The sequence below is a fragment of the Rubidibacter lacunae KORDI 51-2 genome (genome assembly GCF_000473895.1).
In the GTDB taxonomy this organism is placed as follows: domain Bacteria; phylum Cyanobacteriota; class Cyanobacteriia; order Cyanobacteriales; family Rubidibacteraceae; genus Rubidibacter; species Rubidibacter lacunae.
Genome location: NZ_ASSJ01000079.1, coordinates 160,048 through 172,362 on the forward strand (window position 1 = coordinate 160,048; position 12,315 = coordinate 172,362).

12 protein-coding genes are annotated in these 12,315 nt (G+C 58.4%); 9 read left to right on the forward strand and 3 right to left on the reverse strand.

Going from position 1 to position 12,315, the window contains the following annotated elements; translation table 11 throughout:
- Positions 1-44 precede the first annotated feature (44 nt).
- The gene (locus tag KR51_RS14800) at positions 45-545 is read right to left on the reverse strand and encodes a hypothetical protein (protein ID WP_022608892.1); all 501 of its coding nucleotides are present in this window, start codon (positions 543-545) and stop codon (positions 45-47) included.
- A 435-nt stretch (positions 546-980) separates the two neighbouring features.
- Positions 981-1,619 (reverse strand): peroxiredoxin, encoded by a 639-nt coding sequence (locus KR51_RS14805; protein WP_022608893.1) that lies wholly within the window; start codon positions 1,617-1,619, stop codon positions 981-983.
- Between the two features lie 291 nt (positions 1,620-1,910).
- On the opposite strand from KR51_RS14805, the gene psbU reads away from it, so the two are divergent.
- From psbU to KR51_RS14820, 3 genes are all read left to right on the forward strand, one after another.
- Entirely contained in the window at positions 1,911-2,333 is a 423-nt protein-coding gene (psbU, locus tag KR51_RS14810; protein WP_022608894.1) for a photosystem II complex extrinsic protein PsbU, read from the forward strand.
- Between the two features lie 281 nt (positions 2,334-2,614).
- A complete protein-coding gene (gene nadB / locus KR51_RS14815; protein ID WP_051358241.1) occupies positions 2,615-4,294 on the forward strand; it encodes an L-aspartate oxidase in 1,680 nt (559 codons plus the stop codon).
- A gap of 136 nt (positions 4,295-4,430) precedes the next feature.
- A complete protein-coding gene (locus KR51_RS14820; RefSeq protein ID WP_040656415.1) occupies positions 4,431-4,787 on the forward strand; it encodes a hypothetical protein in 357 nt (118 codons plus the stop codon).
- 687 nt (positions 4,788-5,474) lie between these two features.
- On the opposite strand, the gene KR51_RS19900 is transcribed toward KR51_RS14820, so the two are convergent.
- Positions 5,475-5,678, reverse strand: coding sequence for a hypothetical protein (locus KR51_RS19900; RefSeq protein WP_156915136.1), 204 nt, complete (start codon positions 5,676-5,678; stop codon positions 5,475-5,477).
- A gap of 88 nt (positions 5,679-5,766) precedes the next feature.
- Here KR51_RS19900 and KR51_RS14825 point away from each other — a divergent pair, with 88 nt between their 5' ends.
- From KR51_RS14825 to KR51_RS14850, 6 genes are read left to right on the forward strand one after another with little or no spacing between them, the layout of a single operon-like run.
- On the forward strand, positions 5,767-6,624 hold the full coding sequence (locus KR51_RS14825; RefSeq protein WP_156915137.1) for a hypothetical protein: 858 nt from the start codon (positions 5,767-5,769) through the stop codon (positions 6,622-6,624).
- A gap of 18 nt (positions 6,625-6,642) precedes the next feature.
- Positions 6,643-7,395, forward strand: a complete 753-nt coding sequence (locus tag KR51_RS14830; protein ID WP_022608898.1) for a TylF/MycF/NovP-related O-methyltransferase — start codon at positions 6,643-6,645, stop codon at positions 7,393-7,395.
- A gap of 4 nt (positions 7,396-7,399) precedes the next feature.
- On the forward strand, positions 7,400-8,527 hold the full coding sequence (locus tag KR51_RS17720) for a glycosyltransferase family 4 protein (RefSeq protein WP_022608899.1): 1,128 nt from the start codon (positions 7,400-7,402) through the stop codon (positions 8,525-8,527).
- Positions 8,528-8,552: 25 nt separating this feature from the next.
- On the forward strand, positions 8,553-9,641 hold the full coding sequence (locus KR51_RS14840; RefSeq protein WP_022608900.1) for a glycosyltransferase family A protein: 1,089 nt from the start codon (positions 8,553-8,555) through the stop codon (positions 9,639-9,641).
- Between the two features lie 5 nt (positions 9,642-9,646).
- Positions 9,647-10,996, forward strand: coding sequence for a glycosyltransferase family 4 protein (locus tag KR51_RS14845; RefSeq protein ID WP_156915138.1), 1,350 nt, complete (start codon positions 9,647-9,649; stop codon positions 10,994-10,996).
- Positions 10,993-12,228, forward strand: a complete 1,236-nt coding sequence (locus KR51_RS14850; RefSeq protein ID WP_022608902.1) for a glycosyltransferase — start codon at positions 10,993-10,995, stop codon at positions 12,226-12,228. The genes KR51_RS14845 and KR51_RS14850 overlap by 4 nt, the downstream gene beginning before the upstream one ends.
- Positions 12,229-12,315 lie beyond the last annotated feature (87 nt).

The following is a 12,315-nucleotide window of genomic DNA, read 5'->3' on the forward strand; positions in this document are numbered from 1 at the left end:
TATCTAGCCACCTGTCCAATCGCGAACAGCGGTGACGACGACTCTTAGTCGAAGTAAAACAGAGTTACGAGTTTGCGCTGCTCTTCTGCTTCCTGACAGGTTTGTAATAACGTCCGACTGTCGTGGAATGCAAAGCAAACAAGCTGTTGGCAGCGCGAAACGATCTCGCGGTTGCACAGGGCGCTGGCTTCTCCCAAGGACAGTGAATCGTTGTCGGGATTTTCGACGAGATGGACGACTTGCTCTAGCTGCTCGCGGGATTCGCGTGGCTGCCGCTTCAGACTCTGAGGCAAAATTACCGTTAACAAGTTCGGGTCGGCACGCATAGCTCCCTTGATTACGGCAGAGTTGGTGCCGATGGCACCAGAGGTGACGACGCGGTTACCGCCGAGAACGAGGGCATAGCTCATGATCTCGATCAGTTGTTGGTGCGTGATCGGGACGTGGCGGGACCCGAGTAATGCCAGTCGCTTCGACCCGGTTTGCTGGATAGCTGCCAGTTCCTGGGTCAGCGTGTCGAGTTGGATTTCTGCGGATTGACTCAAGGGGTTGCAGAGTTCGCGCGTGCATTGAACCCCGATATTTTAACAAACAGCGTACCCGTCAGAAGCTGTCTCCCTCGAAGTGGCACACAACCTCGAGACTCGCTGACCCTTCGGAAATGCCAAATCGCAAAGTCAGCCGCTTAATCCCGTCTGCCCCCAAAACGATCGTTACGGTTCGTCGTCGGGTAGGGGTTGCTTTATTGCTATGAAGCCACCCTTATTCCGCTTATGGGCTAAGCAAGCACATCGACTCCCATTCACAAGGAAAAAACATGGGAGCAACCACAATCGGTTACTCCCAGGCGATGTAGCAGGAACAAGGTGGCTTTGCCCCAATTTCTAGATTGTGAGGTCGCCAACCGCCGCTCGCGGACGTGCTATAGCTGACATGCAACCTTGCAGACGCACTGCAATAGCAACCTGAAATCAGATGGCTTACTTGTTTGGCTGAGGCGTCATCCGCAGGTAAGGCTTAACCACGGTATAGCCTTTGGGGAAACGCTCTTTTAGCTCTGCCTCGTCCTTGATTGAGGGGACAATGACGCAGTCTCCACCATCTTGCCAGTTGACCGGCGTTGCTACCTTATAGTTGTCGGTCAGCTGCAGCGAGTCGATAACGCGCAGGATCTCGGGGAAGTTGCGTCCGGTGCTGGCCGGATAAGTCAGTGTCAGGCGCAGTTTCTTCTGCGGGTCGATGATGAACACCGAGCGCACCGTCAGCGTATTGCTGGCGTTGGGGTGGATCATGCCGTAAAGGTCGGATACCTTGCGATCGCCGTCGGCCAGAATCGGATAGTTGAGCGACACGCTTTGAGTTTCTTCAATGTCCTTCGTCCAGCCCGCGTGGGACTCGACATCATCCACGCTCAACGCTACTGTTTTGACGCCGCGCTTGTCGAATTCAGGCTTCAGTCGAGCGACTTCGCCAAGTTCCGTCGTGCAAACCGGCGTGAAGTCCGCCGGGTGCGAGAACAACACTACCCAGCTATCGCCCGCCCAGTCGTAGAAGGAGATTTCCCCTTTCGTCGATGCTTGGGTAAAGTCGGGAACGGTATCGCCAAGTTGCAGAACCATGATTTTCTCCGTGAGCAGTAAGCAGTTCGTTTGCAAGCCGATCTGCGGAACGCCATCGGGTAGGCGGTCCGCTAATCCCCGGCTTTCCGGTCGGGTTTTCGGTCTTTCTCATTATACGTCTCGGGTCTGGAGGCGATTGACAGTCCAATCCAGCGTGCGATCGCCTGGATTAGCGCTCCAACGCTCTTGCTGGCTCCACCGTTATGATGAGAAAATATGAAGCCATTGTTAAGCTTCACGCGAGCTCGGCTTTAACGGAGCAAGCAGCAACTGCAGGAGGAGACCGACATCATGAAGACTTTAGTTCGCACAGTTGTTGCTGTCGTGTTTGCCGTCGCGATTGCGATTGGCAGCACCCAGGCAGCAACAGCTCTCAACCTTGGAGATTTTAACAGCACATCTTTTCCCATCTTGGCTCAAGCGGGGGGACAGAATGCAGCCGATGCCAAGCGCGAGGCGATCGGCAATAAAATCGACCTCAATAACACCAACTTGCGTCAGTTCCGAAAGCTGCGCGGCTTCTATCCGACGCTGGCGCGCAAAGTGATTCTCAACGCACCCTACGAGAACGTCGAGGACGTGCTCGAGATCGAAGACCTATCCGATAGCCAGCGCCAGCGCCTGGAAGCAAGTATCGGCGAATTTGTCGTGACGCCTCCGGCCGATGTCTACATTGAAGGCGGCGATCGCCTTAACAACGGAATCTACAACTAGCCCATTTACTAAAACCGGGCGCCGAACGAGCATTCGTTCGGCGCGAGCGGAACCTAAAAGGGGTTGCTTTAGCAACTCCTTATTTTTTGCACTTCGGAGCATCCCCATCCTGCAACGGCGCGGCACTAGAAAACGCACTAGTTAGAATCAAGAGAATTGCTGCGCGTCTTGCCCTATGGCATCCGACGACAATGGACTGGATGTGAATGCTGCTGGCAATTTGCAGCATGTACCCCCATTGCAATGCGTTGCGCGTTTCACTTCCGGAAGGGATATCGCCGTTGCTTGCCACTCAGCTTTCCGATTTGCCGGCTGATATCGATGCGATCGTTGTTGGGGCAGGCGCGGCCGGGCTTTACGCTGCCCTTTGTTTGCCGCCCGAACTGCAGGTGGTGATCATTTCCAAGGAAGCTTTACAGGTCGGGGCCAGCGATTGGGCACAAGGCGGTATTGCGGCAGCCGTCGGTTCTGACGATTCGCCGCAGTTGCACTGGGATGACACCCTGCAGGCGGGAGCAGGGTTGTGCGATCCCGAGGCAGTCCGGTTTCTGGTCGACCATGCCTCGGACAGTATTGAGCATCTGATACGGCTCGGCGTGGAGTTTGACCGCCACCACGGACAGCTGGCCATGACGCTGGAAGCCGCCCATTCGCGACCGCGCGTCCTGCACGCAGCCGATACGACCGGCCGCGCGATCGTGGCAACGCTGACAGAACGGGTGCTAGCACGCCCGAATATTCTGGCTATTCCCCAGGCACTGGTGCTGGAATTGTGGCAGGAGCCTCACCTAGGACAGGTCCCAACGCGCTGTCGAGGCGTCAGTTTGCTGTGGCAAGAGCAGATGCTGTGGCTGGAGGCACGCGCGATCGTTTTGGCGACCGGTGGAGGCGGTCAGGTGTTCGCGCACACCACAAACCCGGCAGTGAGCACGGGCGATGGCGTAGCTTTAGCGTGGCGGGCGGGAGCACTGCTGCAAGATCTGGAGTTCGTGCAATTTCATCCAACGGCATTGAGCGTTTCGGGCGCACCGCGTTTTTTGATCAGTGAAGCCGTCCGCGGCGAGGGAGCGCATCTGATTGACGCGCGGGGAGATCGCTTTGCGTTTGCCTACCATTCTGACGGCGAGCTCGCGCCGCGCGATGTGGTCAGTCGCGCCATCTATACTCATTTGCAGAAGACGGCTCCCGATCCAGCCGAAGCACGGGCGTTCCTCGACCTGCGAGTCATCGCTCCCGAGCGCTTGCGTCGGCGATTTCCGAATATCATCCGCAACTGTTTGCGATGGGGTGTCGATCCTCAGTCCGAACCCATTCCAGTAGCGCCAGCAGCCCACTACTGGATGGGCGGCGTAGCGGTGGATTTAGAGTGTCAGACATCAGTGCCGGGGCTTTATGCTGTCGGGGAAGTAGCCTGTACGGGCGTCCACGGTGCAAACCGCCTGGCAAGCAACTCGCTGCTGGAGTGCTTGGTGTTCGGTGCGCAGTTGCAACATATTGAGTTCGGGCGCGAGGCAACGGGACGTTCGATCGCGATCGCTCCGTCTGCCGACCCGATCGCACCTTGGCCGGAACGCGACAGCGATCGCGCGGCGGCAATCCGACAGCAGTTACCCGTGTTGGTCTGGGACAGTGCCGGGATCTGCCGCAATGGCCGGGATCTGGCGCGCGCGCTCGCCAACGTGGCGGCGTGGCAGAATGAGTGTACGGAGATGGCTATCGGTCGGTTCTTCGACGAGTTGGCTCCCCAGTTAGCGCGGCGATTGGTACCGACGGCAGCCTGTCAGCTGCGCGCCTATACCGAAACGCGCAACTTGCTCGATGCAGCTTACTTGATCCTAAAGAGTGCGGTTTTTCGAACGGAAAGTCGCGGCGGACACTTCCGCACCGACTACGCACGCGTCGACCCGACCTGGGCAGCGCGCGTGTTTGTTCGGGGCAAGGAATGGCATCGCGAGCGGTAAGGCGGTATCTAAATCCCATCCCAGTCGCTCGGACCGGCAGCGCAACCTTTTGCAACGCCGGACGGTCGTGAGGCGCAGTTGCCAGCACGAACCCCGCTTGCTACAGTGCCGGCAAGCTAGGGTATTATCACCGTTTTTGACCGAGCTGCCACGAGTCGAACTCCTCGCATCGCCACAGCTTATGCTGATTGGGGCTGGGGGCAATCGTCGGTGCGATCGCGGCAGCGAGCCCTGCGTCGCTCAAGACCCGCCCGACTGTTTCACGGATATGCTCGATGGCAACCGGATCGTCCTTGACGTTTGCAAAGCTGCTCCGCCGTCTGTGCCACCGACGATATCCGAGCCTAACCCCAATCCCTCCCCTGATTCGCCGACAACTCCAGAACGGCAGCAAACGCGCCGCCAGATGCCGGTCGTGCCGTCGACTGCAACGAGAGCCTGTGGCGTCCTCAGCAAGCACACTTGGGCGGCACTCTACCAACACAGCTTATAGCCCGAACCCCTCAGCGAACAGGAAGTGACGCGTATCCTCGGGTTCCCCGGCGTCGTGCAAGCAGAGGAAACGCCGCCGAAACGTAGTCGTGTTTGAGCTGGTGCGATGCCAACAACGCTTTCATCTTCATCGAGGCTGAGTTCGATCGAGGCGACCTCACGCGCCTAACTCCTTAGGGTATCGGTGAAAACCCAGCCCTCAGCATCCCCCCATTGTCTTCTGCTGCCGGCGGTCGCTAAATCGCCACCTGTTCGACGATCTCCGAATCAACAGCCTGCTCTCGACACATCTAACTTTTCCCGCCAAGTCTGCAACTATTGTACAGCAAGGGTTTCAAGCCTTGTGGCGATTCCCAGCAAGCTGAGTCAATTGAGATCGCACAACGGGAAAATAAGGCTTTCGAGCGCCCCGAAGACCTGCCGATTTTACTCGCCAAAAGATAACTGGAAAAGTCAGCGACACATCGGTTCTGAAGCTCTGAAAAGCAGGGATTGTATTCCCTGGTTTGGTCTCAAGGGCTCGAGGATTGCTCCTCTTTCAAAGGCAATACCGAAATCCCACCCATTGCTTCCAGGTCTTCAAACAACTCTTCAACCCAGATTCGAGGTTGCTTTGTCATACCGCTGCTGACAAGTGGCGAGCGAGTGGACCGCATTCCCAATGCAGCTTAGCGGCAAACTTAAGCACCTATAATAGCTCCCAGCCAACTTCTGATGGGGCGATCGCCAGAAGCCGACGGCACCGGGAACTGGCAGTAACCGTAAATGGTCCGGCCCGCCAACTCGCCCGTTTGGGCAGCGGCAGAGTGCGATTGCCCTCCAGCAACTCAAGGGAGACACCGGGTACGATGACCTCAACCTCAAGCTCGACGCCCACTACCCTGCCGGTCATTCACATCGGCTTCCCGCGCACCGCTACTTCAACACTGCAAAAGTGTTGGTTTGCCTGCCACTCCCAGATCGCCTACTTCGGACCGCCCGTGACTGAAAACGATCCCGTATATCAGCTCGTCTGCGAGCTATTACACAAAGAAAGTTTGTTCTATTGTCCGCAGGTCAGCCGTGACCTATTCGAACGCACGCTTGCTCCCGCGATCGCGTCCGGCAAAACAACTGTTCTGTCAGTTGAAGGCATTGGCGTGGGCAACACTATCGGCGATCGCGGTCTGGCAGCCCAACGCTTGCGCGACCTCTTCGGCCCGGCGAAAGTGCTCGTCGCGATTCGCAATCAACTCGATATCGTTGTTTCGATGTATTTCAAAAATGGCTGTCGCGCACGCACCAACTACACCAACGGTTACCGGATCCCTCCTGTCAGTGGGATCGCCGGTCGCTTCGTGGACTTTGAGTCCTGGCTCCAATTTTTGTGGGACACGCGCGACCTAGGTGGCTTGCTAAGTCGCTACCAGTACGGTCCGGCGATCGCGGCCTTTGAAGCGCAGTTCGGTGCAGAGAACGTTTGCGTCTGGCTGTTCGAGGACTTCAAGTACCGTCGCACGGCAACGGTGCAAATGTTGTGCGATTTCATCGGCGTCGATGTCGAAGAAACCCAAGCATTGCTTGCCGATGCTTGGGAAAATAAAGGCCCCGAAGCAATTACCCGCTGCCGCCTCATCCGAATAGACGGCAGCCCCCTCGCCCGCATTGTATTCCGCTTGCAAACGGCGCTCGATCGCCTCAATCCGTTTTCAGCGGCTCTCGCCAGCGAAGCCGACCCGCAGGTGTCGCCCATCTGGCAAAAGCGCCTCGCAGCCTACTATGATGCGGACAATCGGGCGCTCGCGCGCTCGCGCGAGTTAAACCTGGCCGAGTATAATTACCCCCAACTGCCCGCCTAACGTGCGAAGGAGTGCTCCATGTGGCAAGGATTCTCGAAGTTGGTGCCGGCATCGTTGAAGCAGCAGTTTGTGTCGCGTGTCAAACAGATCGCGCGCCGCGTCGTGATCGATGAAGTACTGAAAAATCGCACGAACCAGGAGCTGCTGAGCGCGCGCTTGGAATCGTTAAGCCTCGAAACCGAGCTATTTGGCAGCAGCGCTACCCGCTGCCGCGATCGCTTTGAGTTGCTCGAACTGGCAGTCGATTACGCGCGCGACAAACTCGGCGACGGTTTGTATGCGGAGTTTGGCGTTAGCAAGGGCGCATCGATCAACTTGCTGGCCAAGCGCATTCCCGGCAAGACGATCTTCGGCTTCGACTCGTTTGAAGGCTTGCCCGAGTTCTGGAAGCGCGGCTCCTATAGCGGCATCGAGGCTCAGAGCGAGATCTTCGGCAAGGACGTGAATATGGATGTCGAGGACAACGTCAAACTCGTTAAAGGCTGGTTTAACGAAACGGTACCGGGGTTCTTAGAATTGCATCCGGAACCGGTCGTGTTCTGCCATATGGACAGCGACCTATACTCGTCGGCAAAATATCTGTTCGATACGCTGCTGTTTGCCCAGACAGCCATTATCGTTTTCGACGAGTACTTCAACTACCCGGACTGGCGCGAGCACGAGTACAAGGCTTTCCAGGAATACCTCGCCACACATCCTAATGTGTCGGCTTGGTGCCTGGGTTACTGTCCGGCATTCGAGCAAGCGGCGTTCGTTCTCACGGCCGCTTAGCGCCATGCGGGTTCTAACAATATCATGGCTGGCGCGCCTGTTCTTTGGTGGCGTCGAGCGCCGCGCCCACGAGTTCTCCAATACTCTTAGCGCGTGCGGAGAATCCGTGGACCTGCTCTGCGCGCGATCGCCTCTGGCCGGACCTTACCCACACCCAAAGAAGTTCCGCGAGCTCAATCTCTGGTTACCAGTGCATCCATATTCCCTGGGATGGCGCTGGAAAGCGCGATCGGAAGTGGCATTCACCGAACTCTGCCGATTGTGGCTGCAGCGCCATCGACAAGACTACGACGTGGTCCACGCCCACGGTCCGAGTGGTTGGGCGGGGTTGAAAGTCAAGATTCCCACGATCGTTGACTTGCAGACCCAGGACTGCAGCCGTTACTTTCAGTACCGGGATCGACTGAATCGCTATTGGGCCCAGACGCTCGCTGGCGCGCAGCGTATCCTGGCGATCTCGGCGCGCACGCGCAATAGCCTGATCGACAACGGTATCGACGGCGACCGGATCGCGATTGTCCCCAATGGCGTGGACGTCCGGCGTTTCCGGGAAGGCGACCCAGAGGTGGCACGGCAGACGTTGGGCTTGTCGCCCGATAAGAATTACCTGCTGTCGGTCCATCAGTTGGTGGATAAAAAGCGAACGTTTGCCCTAATGGAGATGTTTGTCGAGTTTGCCCGCGAGTTCTCCGACTACGAGTTGCTGGTGTGCGGCGACGGTCCGAACCGCGATCTCGCGGCCGCCTGGATTCGCGATCGCCAATTGACCAACATCCGTCTCCTCGGATATCAATCTGAAATTCTGCCCCACTTGTATCGCTTGGCGGACGCGTTCGTGCTTTGCAGCGATCGCGAAGGGATGCCGTTGGTTTATCTCGAAGCATTGGCAGCCGGATTGCCAATTGTCGCCACCGCTTCGGGCGGAACGGACGAGTACCTCCATCACGAACGCAACGCCTTGGTCTATCCCGAGCGCGATGATGCCAGCTTTTTAGATGGGATGCAACGCCTCGCGCGCGAACCCCAGCTGCGGCATGACTTAGCAGGACAGGCTGCTGAAGATGCCTGGTATTATGACTGGCAGGCCCTCGCCAGTCAGTGCCAGCAGCTCTACGCCGAAGTTGCCTCGTAGATTGCTCCGTAGGAGATCGCGACCATTGACTGTATTCCTCTCAATCGTCATCCCCACCTTCAACCGCGCCACCGATCTGGAACTGACGTTTGCCTCTCTACTGGAGCAGGATTACTCGCACTACGAAATTGTCGTCGTCGATAACGGACCGTCCACGGACGGAACGCGCACGCTGGTGGAGCGCGTGTGCGGACGCCATCCGCAGGAGGTGCGATACTACCGCACGACTCTCGCTGGCGTGACCTACGCGCGCAGCCTAGGCAATCTACTGGCCCGCGGGAACGTTATCGTCCAAGTCGATGACGATATCTCGCTGCTCGATACCAGCGCGCTGTCGCGCACGGCTGCGATCTTCGATCGCTTCCCGGACGTGGATATGCTGGGCGGGCTGGAGTTACGGGGGCAATCCCTGGACGACGTGCGAGCGCAGGTAGCGTGTTTTGGTGCCTGCGCGACAGCAGACCTCCACAAGCAGGACGAGTATCAGAAAGGCATCGGGCGCGTGGACGGGTTTTACGGACTGACACGCGGCTGGCCGGTCATTGCCAGCCAGCCGGAAGGGCTGTATCGCATCGACGCCTGCCGCAGCTGCTACTTGGCCTATCGCCGCGTCGTCCTAGAACGAACTGGAAACTGGGATGGAAACTACACGCGCGTGGGAACGAAAGGATCGCTGCGCGAGGAGACGGACTTTTTAGTCCGCGCCCGAGCTTGTGGCTTCCGACTCTATTACACCAACCATGTCAGTTTCTGGCACCGCATCGCCCAACGCGACAGCTCTCTGCCCCCGCGCGCGACTAAGCGCAATCGTAAGGTGCAGCGCGACTACGCTGCCGCGCATAGCTACATGGCCGTCAAAGCCATGTTGGAGGCGCGGGAGTGGTTGAAGCTTCCCGTTTGGGCATTCGTCCAGCTGTTCTTCGGCCGCTCGGCCAGTCCGGGAGCGGCAATCTTGATCCGGGATGGTAAGGTAAGCGCCCTGCCGTTCCAGATCATCGGATTTATGGGGGGGGTTTGGGTAGCGATGACCCGCGATCGCGAGTTGTTACAGTCAGCCGAAGAGTGGCTGCTGACCGATTCAGGGGCAGATACTGAAGCAGAAGGGTCAGCATAGCTAACGTGAAAGCAACTATGAAAATCCTGTTATTTAGCGACCAGTGGTATCCCATTGGCGGCGGCATAGAGCAATATCTCAAGGGGCTGGCCGCCGAACTGCAACGGCGCGGTGCAGACGTCGCGATGCTGACGGCCGGTCATGATGGTTGCCCCGAGCGCGAAATTTGGCAGGGAATCGAGGTCGTGCGGACGAGGTTGCTTAACGGAGCTATCCGCGACCCAGCTCCGGTGCTGGCACGCTGGCCGCACATGGTGCCACTGGTCGAGGCGATCGCGCCGGATATCATTTTTGCCAACCACCACACGTCGGTTGCGGCGATCGAAATCGCTCGCCATCTAGATTTACCGGTTGTTTACGGCTACCACGGTACGGGATTGCTTTGCCCGCAGCGCATCCGCTTCCTTAAACCCGACAAGTCCTTGTGTTACAACGAGCGCAGCGTCGACAACTGCCTGGCATGCCGCCGGGAAATGACGAACTTGGATCGCGTGACCGGCGTGCGGTCGGCATTGAATGCACTCCATCGCCTCATTCGTCCCGACTCTATCCGCCAGCAAGTGAGTGAGCGCGTCGCGCGCTACGACCGCTATCAAGCACTGCTCGAAAGTGCGGACGCGTTGGTGGTGCAAGCACCGGCTTGGATGCAGTTTTTCCGGGGCGATCGCCCGATCTACGCGCCGCGCTATGGCATCGATACCGAGACGTTTCGTCCTGTTGATGCCAGCTCATTCCGCCAGAAATACGGAGTCGGCGAGCGTTACGTGCTCGTCACCAGCCGCATCCACGAATCCAAAGGGCAAGACTGGGCAATCGCGGCGCTGGCTGGGTTGCCGGACGATATTCAGCTCGTGCTGGCCGGCAATTCGAGCTTATTCACGGGACCGAAGCACGAAGACAACATCCACACGCAGCGCGCGCGCGCGACCATCGAGCGCCTGAAGCTGCGCGAACGCGTCGTCTTTACGGGCTTTCTCAAGACCGAGGAGCTGGTCAGCGCTTACAGCGGTGCGATTGCAACGATCGTGCCGTCAATTTGGTTCGACCCCTACCCCAACGTGCTGCTCGAGGCACTGGCTTGTGCTTGCCCGGTAGTGGCTACGGAAACAGTCGGTTCGGCAGAAGTCCTGACCGAGGGCAGCAACGGTTATATAGTTCCGCGCATGGACCCTCAGTCCATTGCCACTGCAGTTAAAGCCATCGTGCCGCGCCGCCCGGACATGGGTCGTGCCGCTCGCCAGACAGCCGAGCGCGACCTCAATTGGGAAAAAGTCGGCGGTGACGTCCTGCAGATTCTCGAACGCGCGATCGCCGATCGCCGCGCGCGTCGCCCGCAACCCGCGCCGCCATCATGACACTGACGCTGCTGTTCGTTACGCCTTATTTCCCATATCCGCCAGATAACGGAACACGGGTGGATTTGTGGGGCCGCTTGCAGTTTTTCCAGCGCTGCGGCTGGCGGATCGTGCTGGCAATTTGCCAGACTGCAAACCTGGCCGAGTCACAGGCGGACCTAAACCAGCCCCTACCGCTCCCACTTGGGCCGGTAAACTGTTTTTTCATCGAGCGGGCACCGCGCTGGTCGCCGCGCGAGCTTCCCGAGGCGATCGCTCGGCTGCAGGCACTGATCGATCGCGAGCGCCCCCAGGCAATCTGGTGCGAGTATGCCGATCTAGCCCGGCTGGCAGCTGGCCTGGACCGCCGCGGCGCGCATTTATGGTTCCGCCCACACAACTTTGAAGCCGCTCACAAGCTCGACAAAAGCATCGCAACGCTGCGTCTTTCGCGGCGAAAAGGCGATCTCGATGCTGTTGGGTGGCCGGTGGCGATTGGGCGCGCACTCGTCAATGGGATCCAGACTATCCGGCTGGTGTATCCAGGCGAACGGTTGATGCATCGTATTGCCGATCGCTTGTTTTTTATCTCCGAGGGCGATCGCCGTGCCATGACGCAACTGTACGGGAATCGCGTACCAAACGATTGGGTGATTCCTTTTCTGGAACGCGCGCCGGTCCCCGTGAAGCCGGAAAAAGATGTTCTTGAGGTTGCATATCTCGGAGGTGTCTACACTAACAATGTCAACCGGGCTGGGGCACTGGACCTCATCGAGCGCGTCGCACCGGCTGTAGAGGCTGCTATGCCGGGGCGTTTCCGATTCAACTTGTTGGGGCGGTGCGCGCGCGAGCAACTGCCCGTTCCAAGCGCTCCCAATGTGAACATTCACGACTTCGTTGAAGACTTGTCTGGCTTTCTCACCGGGGTCGACATCATGTGCGTTCCCGTAAGCTACGGATGGGGTTGCAAGCTGAAGGTGGTTGAGGCAATTGCCTCGGGGCTCCCGGTTGTGGCCGCACCGGAAGCGCTGCGAGGGTTCCCGCCCCATCCCGGCGTATTCTGGAGCTGTCGCACGCTAGCCGATTACGTTGCTGCGTTTCGGGCCCTGCTCGCCCCAGCCGAGCGCGAGCGCACCGCCCGACAAGGACGCGCCACTTACTTACAATGGCGCGAGCAAGGCGAAGCCGTGCTGTTGGCTGCCCTAGAAGAAGCGGCCGGCAATCGCAGTGCTGTTAAGGCTCAAGCACCTTAGTTTGAATGCACCGAACAGTCGAACTCGTGGTGGGCATCGAGAGCGATCTTCAGTAACCGAGTTTTTTTTTGCCCTGTTGGACCGATA